This is a genomic window from Paenibacillus sp. J31P190, from assembly GCF_059692075.1.
Map to the genome: position 1 here is coordinate 83,779 of NZ_JCAUAS010000011.1, position 17,458 is coordinate 101,236.

The window sequence follows — 17,458 nt, forward strand, 5'->3', positions numbered from 1 at the left end:
CCTATCTTTCCGATTGATAAGGAAGCTTGATTTCTATAACAGCGCCGCTAGGGAATCCATTGTAACAGGATATGGCCGCATGCTCTCCATATAACAGTTGCAATCGCTTACGAACGTTCCAAATACCAATATGCTCGCCTTGTTCGTCGGCCACGCGGTTTCCAGAACGAATCTCGGCTAATACATCCTCCAAAAATCCTTTGCCTGTATCGCGAATGATGATTTCGATATAGGGCTTAAGTCCGGCTTCCATCAAATCGATGGCAACGGAAATATGCACGGGTTCGTCCAACGTGACACTGTGCTTGATGGAATTTTCCAAAAAGGTTTGAATCACCAAGGGGGGGATCGGAATATTTTCCAGGAAATCGGGTGAATCGATCGTACAAGTTAAGCTATTTGGAAACCGGAGCTCCTGAATCCGGATATAGTTTCGGACATGCTGCAATTCTTCCCGCAAAGTAACGAACGTCAAATTACTTCGAAACATAAATCTGAAATACTGGACAAGACATAACGTCATTTCCTGAATTAATTCGTAGTTTCTCACTTGAGCCAGATTAAACAGGATGTTCAAAGAATTCATGAAAAAATGCGGGTTAATCTGCAGCTGCAAGTGCTGAAGCTCCGCTTTGTGCTTACTAAGCTGTTCTTCGTACACATTGATTTTCAACTCTTCGATTTGCGACATCATGCGGTTAAAAGTTTGGTTGACCAATAGAAATTCATCAGAAGCCGGATAAGACTCGATTCGAACGTTCACGTTTCCATCATTGATCCTTCTCATAACTGCAATCATCCGTTTAAGAGGAACGAGCAGAATGTGGCGGAGAAAAAAAAGACTTATCGGTATAAGCACAATGGAGGCAAGTGAAATCACCTCTATGATACGAGTCAAATTAGGCAAATTTTGTAAAATTTGTTTATCCGGAATAACCGCTACCAGGTTAAAGTCGCCTTTTTGCGAGGGCTCCCCGACAATTAGCAAGTTATTCTTGCTTCCCGACATATAAAACTGCTGAAAGCTTTTCGAGAAATCAATGTTTTCATCAGCCAATGGATTGGTGCTGACCATCAACTCCCCTTGATTTGTTACAAAAAGAGCGCTCCCTTCGCTGCCCAAATTAATTAGATTCAAAGGTATGAGCAGCGTCTTAGCGTTGACCCATGCTCCAATATACAGATCATCCGATTGAATGACGCGCAACATGTAATAGTCTTGTCCGATTTTCTGAACGAACCAGCCGCTGCCGCGAATCTCCGCAAGATTAGGACGTTCGCTCAGCAAATGATGTAAATATTGCTCGACAGGGTCCCTCTCTTGAAATGTAACTGATGCTTTGAAAACGTCCAACAGATCCTGCCTTGACTGTGAATACACAAAAAAAGCATCGACCGATTTATAAAGAACAATATCGTTAGTCAGTTTATCCGAAACGCTATGTTTGGCCAGCTGATATTCATCCTCCGAATTAGGAGTATTCATTGAACGGATATCATTATCCGAAGTTACTAAGCTGATCAAATTTCGATCCGCATCTTGCAGTTGGATATCAATTTGCCCCTCATACAAAGAGATTAAATTTTTGATGGACAACGCCACCTGATTGTGTACGACATGAATGCTGTAGAAATGATTGTAGATCAGCAGCGTGATGAGAGGAACCGTAACGAATAACAGCCCAACCACTAGCTTGAACCGAATGGAATTCCATGATATATGCGGAAGCCGCAGTCCCATCCAATGTCTCTCCCTTCTGGAAGTCTAAAAGGACTGCCAAGAATCCTCTCAGCAGTCCGACTTTATTCATTAGTATGCCATCGTAATCATATAGGATTCCTAGATGTCTTCGCTACCGTTTTGACGACATATCCCTATACATATAACGACTTTTGCCGTCTTTCGCTTCTATAATTAACACCAGATATCATAGTAAACTGCCCTTTCACTAAAAAAACACCACAACTACCAATTGAGGAAACCAAAAATATGATGCGCAGTTTTTCGAGTTTTACTTCAAAAAAAAGCGGCTACCGATTCACGCCGGCAGTCGCTTTTTAATTTAATTATTGAGTCATGATTGAGTTATCTTACATCATTACACGCATGAATCGCCCATGGTCGCATATCGGTTGATTTTCTGCAGCAAAATTTCTTTACTTTGTTGCCCAACCAATGTTTCCACTTGATAGCCATCTTTAAACAGCATTAAAGTTGGCACGCTCAACACACCGTATTCCGTGGCAAGTTCTTTTTCCTGATCGATATTAACTTTGGCGATGGTAGCTTGATATCTTACGTCTCGAGCCAGCTTCTCAGCAATGAGAAGCTGCTCTTGACAAGATTCGCTCTCAGGCGAATAAAAATCAACGAGCGTGATCCCATGATTTATCTGTCCTCGGAGTGTCTCTTTTATTAATGAAATAACCTCCACCCTTTTACCACCTCATGTTCAAAGTATTTTTACCATTTACCACACTGCTCGCTTGATCGCTTCAAACTTGAAGGCATCCATTTAAGTTGGCAAAATCTTCAGCCGATAAATGGAAATTATTCGATTATATATTAAAGCACTTGCAGCATAGCAGCTACAACACCGTTATGATTTGATAGATGTGCCGCTGTCGTTACGATCAACTCTCCAAAGGTTTCCGCTTTCTTGAAGTTCTCTGGAACAGTTTCTTCTAGACGGTCCTTCAATGTGTTGTAGATACGTTCTCGTTGTTCCTTGAGCTGCGCTATCAATGTATCCCAGTTCGGCAGCTGCGCCAGTTGCTCATCCGTCCAGCCCTTTGCACTTGTACCGTAGTGAAACAAGTCTTTATAAATTTCCGGAAGAGCCATTGTTTGTTGCGATAAGCCATAAACATGAACTTCCGTGATCCGCAGCACATGTCCCAGATGCCAATATATACTTGTGTTAAATCCTTCAGGGGCTACCATGCGCTTTTCTTCTGGACATTTGGTAATTAGTTTCAAAAAATTATCAGCTCCACATTGTAAAGGTGAAATACAAACTCTTTTCTCATTATTATTGTCTCCTTCAGTTTAATATTCTATTGGATTAATCAAGTACTGCTGTCATATGAGCTTTTGTAACCGACCAATGCGATGTTGCCCAGTATTTGGTTTTATCTACAATGTAAATCATTTGTGGAGACTCATGCTTTACATTTAAGTCCTCGGCAATCTTATTAGATACTGGGCGTGATTCGACAACTTTAATAAGTGTATAATCATTATTAGGGTTTGGGGAGGTCTTCAAATATGACTCATACTCTTTTATCGCATTCGCACTGACCTCGCACGTCGTGCTGTGTTTTAAGATTACTTGTCCGCGTTCAGTCGACCTGTTCAAAACTTCATTCCACTCTTCAAGCGTTGTGATTTCTTTCCAATCCATGAGTATTTCCTCCTTAACAAGCCTGTTCTTTTTGTTTCCCTTCGGTCACAAATGGTCTTTAGTTAGATGTGAGTTTTGCATAATAACGTTGAAACGAAAAAGAGTAAATTAATATATAGATCACAATCATTGCTGCAAACAAATTAATAATGACCAAAGACACATTTATGTTAAAGAATAGTGTTAGCAGGCCTACCGCAACCGGAGGAACAATAAATCCAGCGTAAGCACACAAATAAAAAGCGGAAATGACGCGCGGTCGTTCTTCAGGCTTCGGCAGCTGGCCGGCAAAGCGCAATGCGACTTGAAACGTCCATCCTGCACCAATTCCTTGAATGAAAATACCTGCCCAAAGTAAGAAAAGGCTCTCTGTTTGTCCAGATAACACAATGAGCCATGATCCAGTGGCAAGCGCTAGGATGCTTGTTCGCATCCGAGTTACAGGATGACGAGGCCAAGGGAAAAACTGCATCAGTGCCCCTCCGCCAAGAAGTAACAAAATCAAAAGTCCTGAAATAGAAAGATTGCTGGTGTGCAGGACATTCTTAACGAAAGAGGGAATAAGCGCGAACACAATCCCACCAAGCGTAAATAGGGTGAAGATTGGCAAGCCGATAAACGACCAGAATTGAGCGCGAATATTAGATGGAATTCCGAGTGAAATCTTATATTTCTGTGCATTCTGATCTGCGTGTTTTGGCAACAATTCGAGTATTACCCAAGAAATTAATAACATGCCAAGCAAGAACCAAAACGGTAAACGAAGCGGTTGTACATGCAAGTATTGTACAATTAAGCCTGAGATGGCCGGTCCCAATCCAAATCCGAAGTTAACCGTTACTCCGGATAATTTCAGTGCAGTTACAACTTTATCGCTAGCGGTTTGTTTCAGCAGAAAAGCACTTGCTACACCTGTAAAAGCCCCGTAAGCAATACCTTCCAAAATCCTTGAAGCATAGAGCATCCAAACATTGGTGCTCACAATAAAGAGCAGCGTCGATGCAATGGAAAGCCAAATACTGATTCGAAGTACCCTCTTCAATCCCCAGTAACTCCCTCGCGCTCCCACAATTAGCAATGTTGGAAGTAGGATTGCAGCATAAACGGCAAACAAAATTGTAATTTCTAAACTACTGAGCTTATAGTGCTCCCCATAAACAGGGAACAAAGAAGAAATGTACGTCGCCGCACAAGACATAATAAGTACGATCAATAGCATTCTTTTCATTCAAGCTCTCCTTTTAAAATTAAGAACTGATATTTTCCTTTATCCTGAGCAGCTTTTTTAGCTGCTTCGGGTGATCTGTCAAAATCTTTTTTATTCGTTTTCTAACATAACCTTTGCGACTTGGTCAGGAATATCCACTTGCAACCAGTGACCTGCTGGCAAAACATGCAGTTGCGGTTTTTTTAGAAGCGTCGTGAGATGTCTCGCAATACCATAGTTAAGGTACGGGTCTTTTTCGCCCCAAATAAGTTTGACTGGCATATCAAGCTGCCACATCTTATTAATTCGTTTCGTATTTCTTGAAAGTTCATCAAAGTGTTGTGAAGTCATTTGTGCGAACGCTGGTCCAGAGCTCGGCTGCTGGCGGAAGTTGGCGTCTATTATTGGGCCAAGGATCTTTGAGTAGTATTCCTTCTGTTCCTCTATTAGATGCTCTTGGAATTTGCTTCTTTGGAATTGAAGGACCCATGCGAATTGTTCTGGGCTTCTAAGAATGGCTTGTGTGAGTGCTTTTAGATTCGTAGTGGCAAACAACTCGATGAATTCAGGATATTTTGCCGTTGGCGACTCCATATAAAAGGAGTTGAGTAGGCAAACGGAATCAACGTGTTGCGGATACTCGATGGCATAGTTGACCGCTGCTGGACCTGAGGAGTCGTGACCTACAGGTATGATTTTGTCTAGTTTCAAGGCCTCCACTACTGCATGCAGATCGCCTAATTGTTGTTCAAAGCTATATTTCCCACCAACTGGTTTGTCAGATGCACCAAATCCTAGGAAGTCGAATACAACGACTCTACGACCGCCAGCTACCAGGTGAGGAACCAAGTCATCGTAAATATGCAAATTATCAGGGTAGCCGTGCATCAGTACAAATGCTGGACCTTTACCCGCGTAATCACGGACGTAGATACTACCTTGTCCACGGTCGATGCGATGCTCTTGGAAGTTCGTATTCGTTGTTGTCATTTATTAACTCTCCTCTTGTTTTGTTGATCTACTTTAGTATGCCCTACAATAAAGTAAAGTTAAGAATATAGTCTCATATGCACGTATATCACAAAATAGTCTCATATGCACGTATGTCGCATATCGATGAATTCTCTATTACAAAAGGCTGATGTATTAAAGCAGCCCATTCATTTTATGGTAAAGGGAAGGTTACTAATCTCATCCATCATATCCCTCATTGACTTGGCGTGATCGGTGCCGAAAAGCCTCTCAAATTCAGCTTGAGCACGATCCCATCCAGGTCTTCCGATTTCGACTCGTCTAAGACCTTCATCCGTTATTGAAATAATTCGGGCACGTCGATCTGATTCGCTAACCTCTATACGAACCAAACCATCGCGCTCAAGTGGCTTTAAATTATGTCCAATTGTAGCACGATCCATAGTCATCAGTTCGGCGAGTTGCATCATCGTCTTCGGGCCTCCAATCTTAAGATAACCCAATATGGAGAATTGAGTCGCTCGCAGCTCTGCCCCAGACTCTGCTAGGAAGGTATCATAGAGACGTGTAATATGACGTTGAGCGCGTCTTAACTTCGTACAGTTACATAGCTCTGGGATATTGATATCTACCGACATTTTTTCACCTCCTGAATCGTAACCTTATTGTGCTCAGTTCAGTAAATCAACTTGCTAAACAGATTTTAGTCTCATATGCACATAAATGCAAGAGGAAAATTTTCCTCAGCATTATAGTCTTATTGTGACCATGAATTTTTCTACATATTCAGCAAAGATAAAACAAATTGAAAGGCATGCTACTCACGTAAGCTCTTTAATCTACTACTACTTCGCCAAACGATCTGCTCCTTTTCTTCAACTAATGCCCCTGCGATTTCCGCAGCCAAATTTCAAAACTTTATTGTCTAGTTCAAAACCAATTTGTCATCTAAAAAACTCTTCTCTGTCGGGTGACAAATAAGTTTTGAAGTGCAAGAATCCAGCAAACTCAAGGGTTTGCTGGATTTTAATAAAAAATCGATTTACAAATTAAGTTTTGAAGTGGTGTTTTGGTGTGAAAAACCTGATTTACAAATAGGTTTTGAAGTACTTCTAACAAATTATTGCCTACGGTTTCATTAAACTAACGTTCCCCGTTAGAATTCCTGTGGAACGATTAATTTGGACTTTGAATAAAAATGAGCGCCTCGGTAAGATGAGAGTACGCAACGGGTCATAGCCCGGATCGCGAGCTTCATCTCCTCCGGCGGCAGCTTTTCTCTTTCACCGTGTCCTGGAATGACCCACTCGAATGGCTCCGCGGCAAGCCGATCCATGGAACGTATTTGCTCATCCCATGAATACCAGCAGAAATCGTCGAACGATTCCAGCTTACTGCGGAGCCTGTCCCAAGCCAGGTGATCGCCTGTGAACAGGAATCGGTTCTTGTACAACAGTGTCATGGAGCCCCGTGTATGCCCCGGTACGACTATGATTTTCATTTCGTCATCCCACTGGTCTACGCCATCGATGATGTGCCTCTGCATCGGGCTGAGACGACAGCTCCAGCGCATGTATGATGCGTTTCGCCTAGAGATACTAGGCTTTTTTCAAGTGTCCTTGACAGAGGGTCCAGATCAAAATGCGGACAGTATTAGGTCGGGGCATATTCAAACCAATCAAAATAAGCTGGTGTTGTCGCATTCCTACCATTTCCGGTGGCATAAAGTCCGAAATATACGCCGGTAAACCCGCCGGCAGTTTCCGTCGAGATTAACGCGCATTCCCCGATAGATGCTACTACCTCTTCACCTTCCAGTGGTCGATACGTAAGACTGTAACACTTCGCATCAGCACGTATGCCGAGAATAACGCTGTTCGCATCGTACCCCTGTTCATACTCAATTCTCCATAACGACCCAATTCTTCGCCTTACCAAAACCTTACGGACACCGTTCCGGAAGCCTAACGCGATCTCATAGTGGAACCGTTCATTCATGAATACGGTTAACCCTGCCTCTTCCCCCTCCTGTGCAGGATTGAATTCCAAATGGGTCGATACACTGCAATCAAAGTGCTGCTGTCTTCTTCCTACGAAGGCAGGAGAATCGGTATCATCAAGAGTGACCGCAGATCCATAAAGGGTGAGAAATCCCAACCTGTCGGTGAGAGAGAAATTTTCCGGATAAGGATTCCGTAAGAAGTTCCAGGCAAAGTCCAATTTACTGCTGTTAAAGTCTTCTTTACTACACCAAGACTCCTGCTCCTCCAGGAGAATGTTACCTGCATCCATCTCCAACTCAACTGTACCGCGGTTGCCAATTAAAGGCCACCCTTCATTAGACCACTGTACCGGTGCCAGATACGTTTCTCGTCCCAAATGGTGATGTTTCCCGGCAAATAGAATTGGTGCAGGTCGTATTGCCAAGAATACCATCCACCAGCTGCCATCCTCAGCCTGTACAAGATCTGCATGCCCAGTGCCTTGTATCAGGCTAGCACTGCTTCTATGAGTCAGAATCGGGTTATTCGGATTACTTTCGAAGGGGCCGTATGGCGTGTGACTTCGGGCTATCGTCACCATATGTCCATATTCGGTACCTCCCTCAGCAATAATTAGGTAGTACCAATCACCGATTCGATAGAGGTGGGGACCTTCGGGAAACTGTCCTCCGGTTCCTTCCCATACCAATTGTCGTTCCGTTAGAATACCACCAGTCTCCACATCGATTTCTGATTGATAGATCCCCAATACTTCAGAGTTAAAGAAATCAGAAGTTCCCGTGATGTAGACCCTGCCATCTTCATCAAATAGAAGTGACGGATCGATTCCCGGCCAATCCAGCCATATATGCTCGGACCATGGTCCCTCGGGTTGTTCTGCCCATACGATAAAGTTCTTTCCTACCGCAACATTTGTGGTAATCATGTAGAAACGTCCGTTATGATAACGAATCGTGGGCGCGAATATGCCCGATGAGCTTTTGCACTGTTTGAGCGGAAGTTGACTCTCTCGTGTTAAACAATGTCCGACTTGTCGCCAGTTTACTAAATCTCGACTGTGAAAGATGGGAACGCCGGGAAAGTACTCGAACGAACTGGTAACTAAATAATAATCGTTGCCCACCCTACAGACGCTCGGATCAGGATGGAAGCCGCTAATGACTGGATTCCGATATTTCAATATATTCTCCTCCTAAGCCTTTTTACGCTCTCAAGTCGATAAAATATTGTCGCTGTGGCAGTCGCTAACTCATTGGAATATATAAGTTTTTTCTTTATATATCTAAAGACAATGAGTGGACCCCAATGAGTCCACTCATCTGTATAGAATGGCTATTAATTCTTTAATAAAATGTCTTCTAGATTATCGTTAATCCGAAAAAGGATTCTATCAAGCTGCTCCTCCGAAACGGCTCCCCCACTAAATGCAGCAAGACCGCGTAAAGGTAAATAACGGAGGAAGGCAGCCATCATATCCGATGCCCCATCCATCTCCCCACCTGCTGCTGCAAAAGGGGAATGCTTCACGAGCTCCATGGCAATTTGCGCGGCATCCGGGTCATCCATTAAATCACCAACGGTAGAATTAATCGTGTATGTCTTCTTTAGAGCGACCGTCGACTGTACCGTAACAGATTCTTTCAGCACAATGTCACTAGATGACTGGCCAATTAAGATTTCGAACTTGCCTGTCTCCACATGCCAATCCTTCAATTGAACGTTATAGTAGGCAAAAGAACGTTTGCTCAATGTGAACGATACACTTTTTACTTCACCTGGTTCCAAAGATACCTTCACAAAGCCCTTGAGTTCTTTATCTGGTCTAACCACATTGCTCTCCACGTCTCGTACGTAAAGCTGCACGATTTCCTTTCCTGCACGGCTACCAATGTTTCTGACTGTAACCGAGACATGAAGCTCCTCTGCGTCAGATAGATGCGTTTTATCCAGACATAAATCTGTATACTCAAAGGATGTGTAGCTTAACCCGTGACCAAAAGGGAACTGCACGCGCTGCTTCTTTTTATCGTAATAACGGTAACCAACAAACAGCCCTTCCTTATACTCGACACGATCGCCTTCACCTGGGAAAAACAAGTAGGAAGGATTGTCACTCAGCTGGACTGGAAACGTTTCCGCGAGCTTTCCGCAAGGATTTGCGTCGCCGAACAGCAGGTCTGCAATCGCGCCGCCTAACGCCTGACCGCCAAGGTACGCTTCAAGCACTGCCTTAGCGCTGCCAAGCCACGGCATCTCTACAGCCGATCCGTTACTTAGCACGACAACGACTCTGCCCTGCACAGCGGCGACTGCGTCAATCAGTTCCGACTGATTCGCTGGGATATCAAGGTGCGTTCGGTCAAATCCTTCCGATTCGTATCGTTCTGGCAGTCCGGCGAAAATAACGGCAACGGATGCTTCTTGCGCTGCTTTCACTGCTTCCTGAAGCAGCTGCGTATTCGTTGCGTCACCATCCAGTTCATAACCTTGTGCGTACACAATCCCTGCTTCATGCCCTGCGGACTTCGCCAGCTCCTCACTAATATCTTCCAACTTAGTAGGCTTCACATGTGAGCTGCCGCCGCCTTGATAACGCGGCTGCTTCGCAAGTGCACCAATAACAGCAATCCGTCCGGATTTTGGCAGCGGCAAGATTCCATCTTCATTCTTCAACAGCACCATACTCTCGCGAGCAACATGCCGAGCCAATTGGTGGTGTGCCTCCGCATCGTAATCAGCGTTCGCTTTCCGATTGTCAACCGTCTTAAAAATGACCGTAAGCAGACGTTCGACCGCTGCATCCAGTTTTTGTTCAGACAGCTTGCCACTGCGCACAGCCTCAACGATTTTGCGATCACCGGCTCCGTTGCTGGACGGCATTTCTAGCTCTAGACCGGCGTCTAGACCGACAGAACGGTCGTTGACTGCGCCCCAGTCGGACACCACAAAGCCTTCATGTCCCCATTCGTCCTTCAAGATGTCGGTCAACAAGTACTCGTTCTCCGAACAGAATCCGCCGTTCACTTGGTTATAAGCGCACATCACTGTCCATGGCTGTGCCTGCTTGACAGCACCTTCAAAGCTTGCCAAGTAAATTTCCCGGAGCGTCCGCTCATCGACGATCGTATCAATCGACATGCGGCGGTGCTCCTGATTATTCGCAGCAAAATGCTTCAGTGACGTACCCACGCCTTGACTTTGCACACCCATGATATGGTGTGCGGCCATCTCGGAGGACAAGTAAGGATCCTCCGAGAAGTATTCAAAGTTCCTCCCGCAAAGTGGCGAACGTTTGATGTTGGCGCCAGGTCCAAGCAAAACAGCAACATTCTCAGCTTGGCATTCCTCGCCCAGCGCGATGCCTACCTGCTCAATCAGATCGCGATCCCACGAAGTCGCGAGTCCAGCTGCGGAAGGAAAGCATGTAGCAGGGACACTATCGAAAATGCCCAGATTATCAGCTGAAGCCCTCTGCTTGCGCAGCCCGTGAGGACCGTCAGTCATCATCACAGACGGAATGCCGAGTCTTTCAACTCCTTTCGTATGCCAGAAATCAAGACCGGAGCAGAGTCCTGCCTTTTCCTCCAATGTCATTTGACTAATCATCTGTTTGATATTCCGTTCCATCGATGTATACACCCCTATTATTGTTATTAGTCCAACAGCTCGAAGGAGGCATCACGCACATCCCTTGAATTCGCTCCGATGTAAAGCTTAAACTCACCCGGCTCCGCTTCATACTTTAAATCTGCTGTCCAGAAGGCGAGATCGGAGACGGAGATCGTAAAGCTGATTTCCTCGTTTTCTCCTGCGGCAAGCGCCGCTTTATGGAAGCCTTTCAGCTCCTTCACCGGCCGAACAACGCTTCCGTGCACATCTTGAATGTAAAGTTGTACGGTTTCCTCGCCAAATATGGAACCTGAATTGGTAACGGTTACCGATGCAGTCAACAAGTCCCCTGCCTTCAGAGTAGTTTTATCTAAACGAATATCCGAATAGGCAAAACTTGTATAACTAAGCCCATAGCCAAATGGATAGAGAGGCTCGTTCGGCCCATCCAAATATTTCGAAATGAATTTTTGATACTTATTCGCTTCCGTAACGGGCCTGCCTGTACTGAAATGATTATAATAAACAGGCACCTGCCCCGTGTTTGCCGGAAAGCTCATTGTCAGTTTGCCCGACGGATTGGTATCTCCGTACAGCACGTCGGCGATGGCATGACCGGCTTGCGAGCCAAGGAACCACGTTTCCAGAATGGCATCCGCAAGCTGTTCGATCCCATCTAACACAAGCGGCCTGCCGTTCGTCAGCACCAGCACGATGGGCTTTCCAAGCTCCGCTAAGGCTAACGCAAGACGCTGCTGCACTTCCGGCAGCTCGATGCTCATGCGTGAGGCCGCTTCACCGGACATATCGCTTGTCTCTCCAAGCGCAAGAATAATCATGTCGGCCTGATTCGCCTGCTCAACCGCCCGAGAAATGCCGTCTTCGATCTCTTCCTCTACTCCGCAGCCTTGCGCATAGAGCAGTTGTCCGCCTTTCAATCCTTTAGCCTCAAGCCCCTGCCTTAAAGTGACTGTTTCGTGTCCATAACGCGAAAATTGCCATGGACCCAGCAAATCCTTGCTGTCAGCAAACGGCCCGATCAGCGCTACAGTCCGCCCTTTGCCAGCTAAAGGCAGCACATCGTTATTTTTCAGCAACACAATTGATTTGCGGGCCAATTCTCTACTAGCTTCAAGGTGCGCTTCGCTAAAGTGATACGCTATTTCCATCTCTGGTCTAATGTAACGGAATGGATCATCCATAAGTCCGCATTTGTATTTATAAATAAGAATGCGCCGAACGGCATCATCCAACAGTTTCTCCGTGATTGAGCCTTCCTCCAGTAATTGAGGCAGATGATCGTAAGCGCGAGTCACCATCTCGATATCCATCGTCGCTTCAAGCGCCTTCCGTGCTGCTTCCTTGCTGTCCTTGGCATTTCCATGAATAACAATCTCATCGATCGCCCCATAATCGGAAATAAGAATACCATCAAAGCCAAGCTCTTCACGCAATAACTCATTCAATAAAAACTTACTGGCTGCCACAGGTATCCCCTGATAAATATTAAAGGAATTCATGACCGAACCCGCTCCCGCAGCTATTCCTTCCTGGAACGGCGGCAGGTACACGTTACGCAGCGTACCTTCAGAAATATCTACGCTGTTGTAATCCCGTCCCGCTTCCGCGGCCCCGTAGGCGATGAAATGCTTCAAACAGGCGATGATCGTCTCTTGATCAAACAAGCTGTCTCCCTGGAACCCCTCAACCTGCGCCCGAGCAATGAGCGCGCCGAGGTAAGGATCCTCGCCTGCGCCTTCTACGACCCGGCCCCAACGGGCATCACGTGTAATATCGACCATCGGGCCGTGATTGTATGTGATACCTGAAGCACTTGCTTCCTTGGCCGCAATCGCGCAGGCTCTCCTGATTGCTTCCATGTCCCAACTGCATGACCACGCTAGTGGTACCGGGAATACGGTTTGATGTCCGTGAATAATATCGGCGTTGAACAAAAGTGGAATGCCGTGCGGCGACTGCTCAACGGCTATTTTCTGCAATTCGAATACACGGCGGCTGTCAAAAGCGCCAAGTATTGACCCCGCTCTGCCTTCCGCAACCAGCTTCTCCGGTGGATCGGAGGCAACGTCGCCGCCAAAGGAGAAATTCGACGCCATACATTGGCTCATTTGGCCGACTTTGTCCAGAACAGTCATTTGTCCAAGCAGCTCGTCGACAGCCTTGCGGATTTCCTCATCCGATCGCTCGGTGACTCCGGTTTTCCGGTAAGGCACCACTTCTTCAATCAGCGTTTCCGAGAGGGAAGGACCACGGCCTTTAACTCCTTGCAGCGGTATACTTCCCATAAAAGGAAGCTTGATCTCGCCGCTAAAGATATCACCGTTAAAATTCAACTCAACCGTTACCTCTTCCGTCGGTACCATTGCTGAATACCCCTTCGCGGTCAAGCTATTTCCTTCAAAAGTGACTGTCTTTATCACAATAGACATTGGAAAAGGTTCCATCACAATCGTCAATGTATACGTTTCTTTGTTCTCAATGATAAACTGCAATTTCATCCTTGTTTGTGGAGTCTGGTGTATGGAATGCCAATTACCTATCATGTATTCTCTCAGCTCTCTTTCGTTTTTAATGGAATTAACCCTTCACTGCTCCAACCGTCATGCCTTTGACAAAATATTTTTGGAAGAACGGATAGGCAATCAGAATCGGAATGACACCGACCACCGCAATCGCCATCCGGAACGTTTCGCCCGGAATCTGTGCAACCGCTTCACTGGACCGGGAGCTCAACGAACTGTTGCTGGCCAGAAACTGAATATTGCTCATGATGCGGTTAAGCACATTCTGCAAGCTGAACAAGCTGGGATCCGTCACATATATCAAGCCGTTGTACCAGTCGTTCCAATAAGCAAGACCCTGGAAGAGCCCTACGGTCGCCATAATCGGCAGCGATAACGGAAGAACGATTTTGTAGTACATCTTGAACTCCCCTGCGCCGTCAATGCTCGCTGACTCCAGCACAGGCACAGGCACGGTCGTCATAAAGAACGTTCGCATCAGCAGCACGTTGAAGCCGTTCATCAATAGTCCTGGGATGAGCAGCGCCCAGATTGTATTTTTTATATGGAAAATTTGTGTATAGATCAAGTACGTCGGAACCAATCCTCCGTTGAACAGCAGCGTGAAGAAGAGCAGGAAGGCAAAGAATATACCCCCAGGAAGATCACGACGCGACAGTGGATAAGCAAGCAGCGATGTTATCAGCAGACTGGATGCTGTCCCTAGCACCGTCACCAGAATGGTGATGGCATAAGCGTGCAAAAGTTGGGAGGACTGCTGCCACAAATACACATAAGCTTCAAGGCTCAGTTCTTTTGGGAAAAAAGAATAGCCGTATTGGACAATCACATTCTCATCGGTAAAGGATGAGACGGTGAGCAGAACGAACGGAAGCAGGCAAGCCAGGGAAAACAAGATTAGAATGATATGGGCCGCCGACTGCCAGGCGCGATTTTCTTTGTTCACGATGTTTCCCCCTTAAAAAAGTGCGTTCTCTTTGTTTATTTTACGAACGATAAAGTTGGATACGATGACAAGCACGAAGCCGACGATCGATTGATAGAAGCCCGCTGCCGATGCCATACCGATATCGCCGAGCTGCATCAAGCCTCGATACACATAAGTGTCAACAACATTCGTTGTATCATAGATCGCTCCCGAGTCCATAGGCACTTGATAGAATAAGCCAAAGTCAGAATAAAAGATGCGGCCTATTGCAAGCATCGTTAGCATGATGATAACGGGAGTAATCAGCGGAATCGTAATCGTACGGATCTGTTGAAACTTCGACGCTCCGTCCAAGGTTGCCGCTTCATAATACTCTTGGTCGATGCCGATAATCGCCGCCAGATAGACGATGCAAGAGTAACCTGCCCCTTTCCAAATGTTGACGAAAGTCAGAATGAACGGCCAATATTTCGGTTCGCTGTACCAAGAAATCGGATCCAAGCCGATTGCAGGCAAAATCGTTTTATTAATGAAACCATTCTCCATACTGAGCATGGAATAGACAAGATAACTAACAAGCACCATCGAAATCAGAAACGGTAATATAACGACACTCTGATAAAAACGTGAAGCAAATTTACTCTTGATCTCGTTTAGTAGAATGGCAAGTCCGACCGAAACGATTAGACCGAGAATAATAAAAGCGGTGTTATATAATATCGTGTTGCGAGTAATAATGAACGCATCCTGTGTTTTGAATAAATATTCGAAATTTTTCAGCCCGATCCAATCACTGCCCCAAATACCCTTGGCATAGTCAATGTCTTTAAATGCGATGCTGAGTCCGAACATCGGCATATAATTATTGATTAGCATGTACACGATTCCTGGGATCATCATGACGTAGAGCGGGCTATATTTCAGTATTCTTTTTACTTTCTTATTTGGCATTTGGATAGTTGCCATGGCGCTTTCCCCCTTCATTTAATAGGTGTTTCTTGATGTTATTTATACTCTTAATGATAGTGAAATTGGATTTCCCCAACTACCTTTAAACCGACTTTTCACTTTCACTCAGGCGACTATCAGGCTGCCACGTAAAAAGAAAAGCCCGATCAACATGGCGTTGATCGGGCAGGTAGAACCATAATGAAAACGCAGGTTTATTTATTAGTTTTCGCCCATTCATCGAGCTGTTTTTGCTTCTCAGCGATAATTTTATCCATCCCGGCTGATTTTAGCTTGGCTATGAAATCAGGGAGTACTTTATCCGGATCCACGGATCCTGTTTCAAGCGGCAGTTTATATTGCTTCACAACGTTCGTAACAGCCGCATATTCGGTTTTGATTGGTGTCACATCGAAAATAAAACCAAGAGCCTTCGATTTTTTGGCTGACTTGTTAAATTCATCTAAATTTTTCCAAAGATTAGGGTCATCCCCGTTAAATACATAGGACAAGAATTGATTGCCAAACAACCATCCCATATTCAGGTTGTATCCGCTGTTAGAGGCGTTAACGCCTTCCGGATAATCGATGACATTGTCCGACTTTTTCACGTAGTGTTTACCTTCAATACCCCAATCAAACAAGTTGATGATTTCTTTGTCCGAGTACATTAAATTCAGGAACGCCATCGCTTTATCAGGCATCTTGGTGTTGCGTGGAATTCCCCACATAACTGAGGTTACAGTGCCTGTAGTCGCAACTGGAGAAATCAAGGAAGCTGCGACCATTGGCTGACCGACGGACTTCGATTCGTTAACTTCGAAGCCAGGCTTCTGATTGGACATATACGCAAAGCCTTTATTTGCTTTCATCAAATCGAATTGCGAGTCTTTATTCGTGGCTGCATCTTTAAGAATGTATCCGTCGTTGTACCAGCTTCTCATCTTTTTCACGTAGTCCGCATATTCCTTCGATTCATACAAGTTAACAATTTTCAAATCGTTATCATAATTTGGCAGAATTCCGATAAAATCGCCCATGCTGTCAAAGGTTACATACTCATCCATGAACGACTGGCCGACAGCGGCCGGCACGAGCGGTGTAAAGTTCGGATTGCCATCTTTAACTGTCTTCAGTACACCTTCCACATCGTCTAGCGTTTTGATTTTCGTCGTATCAATTTTATACTTGTCGACAATTTCTTTTTTCATTAAAATCCCATAATTGACAGCAAGATCGCGAATCGTGGGCACTCCATAAATATCGCCTTTGATCTTGGCGGCATTCAAGTAGGCGGGATCAAGTGACTTTTTGATGCCTGCTCCCTGCTGATCCAATAGCTTAGACAAGGGCAGAACCTGATTCTTAGCAACGAGATTGCTGTAATTATTGCCGAAAACAGCCATCAAATCCAGCTTCTCATTGCTTGTCAGCATCAAGTTATTCTGCTGCTGCCAGTCGCCGATGCTAATCGGCGTTAATTTGACCGTTGCATTGATTTTCTTCAGGGAAATCTGATTAATAGCCTCCTGTACTGCCAGAATATCTTTCGGCACGGCTCCGAAGATCGGAAAAGCTACATTTAACTCTACCGATTTCTCATTGGATGAAGGTGTATTCGCCGAGGTAGATGAGCCCGGTGTCGCAGTGCTGGCTTGGTTGCCACTACTGCCGCATGCGGAGAGGAAGAGCATGGAAGAGAGTACAACTGAGCTTACTGCCATTGTTTTTTTGTTCATGGTTATCCCCCGTTTCATCTTCTATTCGCCAAATTGGAACCGGTTTCTTCAACCTTTTTGCAGTTCCTGACGAATGTATCTTTATTTTACAATCCACTACGAAAG

The 17,458-nt window shown here is 45.2% G+C and carries 14 protein-coding genes; all 14 read right to left on the reverse strand.

Going from position 1 to position 17,458, the window contains the following annotated elements; all coding sequences use genetic code 11:
* Position 1: 1 nt before the first annotated feature.
* Complete coding sequence (locus AC58U0_RS19970) at positions 2-1,741, reverse strand: sensor histidine kinase (protein WP_497380735.1); 1,740 nt, start codon at positions 1,739-1,741, stop codon at positions 2-4.
* Between the two features lie 358 nt (positions 1,742-2,099).
* Positions 2,100-2,435 (reverse strand): thioredoxin family protein, encoded by a 336-nt coding sequence (locus AC58U0_RS19975; protein WP_497380736.1) that lies wholly within the window; start codon positions 2,433-2,435, stop codon positions 2,100-2,102.
* A gap of 131 nt (positions 2,436-2,566) precedes the next feature.
* Positions 2,567-2,980, reverse strand: coding sequence for a DinB family protein (locus AC58U0_RS19980; protein ID WP_497380737.1), 414 nt, complete (start codon positions 2,978-2,980; stop codon positions 2,567-2,569).
* An 85-nt stretch (positions 2,981-3,065) separates the two neighbouring features.
* Complete coding sequence (gene ytxJ, locus AC58U0_RS19985) at positions 3,066-3,404, reverse strand: bacillithiol system redox-active protein YtxJ (RefSeq protein ID WP_497380738.1); 339 nt, start codon at positions 3,402-3,404, stop codon at positions 3,066-3,068.
* Between the two features lie 58 nt (positions 3,405-3,462).
* Positions 3,463-4,632 (reverse strand): MFS transporter, encoded by a 1,170-nt coding sequence (locus AC58U0_RS19990; protein WP_497380739.1) that lies wholly within the window; start codon positions 4,630-4,632, stop codon positions 3,463-3,465.
* Positions 4,633-4,722: 90 nt separating this feature from the next.
* Complete coding sequence (locus AC58U0_RS19995; RefSeq protein WP_497380740.1) at positions 4,723-5,601, reverse strand: alpha/beta fold hydrolase; 879 nt, start codon at positions 5,599-5,601, stop codon at positions 4,723-4,725.
* 170 nt (positions 5,602-5,771) lie between these two features.
* Positions 5,772-6,221, reverse strand: a complete 450-nt coding sequence (locus AC58U0_RS20000) for a MarR family winged helix-turn-helix transcriptional regulator (protein WP_497380741.1) — start codon at positions 6,219-6,221, stop codon at positions 5,772-5,774.
* A 518-nt stretch (positions 6,222-6,739) separates the two neighbouring features.
* Entirely contained in the window at positions 6,740-7,156 is a 417-nt protein-coding gene (locus AC58U0_RS20005; RefSeq protein WP_497380742.1) for an MBL fold metallo-hydrolase, read from the reverse strand.
* An 80-nt stretch (positions 7,157-7,236) separates the two neighbouring features.
* A complete protein-coding gene (locus tag AC58U0_RS20010; protein ID WP_497380743.1) occupies positions 7,237-8,766 on the reverse strand; it encodes a glycoside hydrolase family 43 protein in 1,530 nt (509 codons plus the stop codon).
* A gap of 155 nt (positions 8,767-8,921) precedes the next feature.
* Complete coding sequence (locus AC58U0_RS20015) at positions 8,922-11,213, reverse strand: beta-glucosidase (protein ID WP_497380744.1); 2,292 nt, start codon at positions 11,211-11,213, stop codon at positions 8,922-8,924.
* 26 nt (positions 11,214-11,239) lie between these two features.
* Positions 11,240-13,645 carry a beta-glucosidase BglX gene (gene bglX / locus AC58U0_RS20020; RefSeq protein ID WP_497380745.1) on the reverse strand — a complete coding sequence of 802 codons (2,406 nt, stop codon included), beginning with the start codon at positions 13,643-13,645 and terminating at the stop codon, positions 11,240-11,242.
* A gap of 148 nt (positions 13,646-13,793) precedes the next feature.
* Positions 13,794-14,684 (reverse strand): carbohydrate ABC transporter permease, encoded by an 891-nt coding sequence (locus tag AC58U0_RS20025; protein ID WP_497380746.1) that lies wholly within the window; start codon positions 14,682-14,684, stop codon positions 13,794-13,796.
* Between the two features lie 12 nt (positions 14,685-14,696).
* A complete protein-coding gene (locus AC58U0_RS20030; protein WP_497380747.1) occupies positions 14,697-15,632 on the reverse strand; it encodes an ABC transporter permease in 936 nt (311 codons plus the stop codon).
* A gap of 197 nt (positions 15,633-15,829) precedes the next feature.
* Positions 15,830-17,353, reverse strand: a complete 1,524-nt coding sequence (locus AC58U0_RS20035; protein ID WP_497380748.1) for an ABC transporter substrate-binding protein — start codon at positions 17,351-17,353, stop codon at positions 15,830-15,832.
* Positions 17,354-17,458 lie beyond the last annotated feature (105 nt).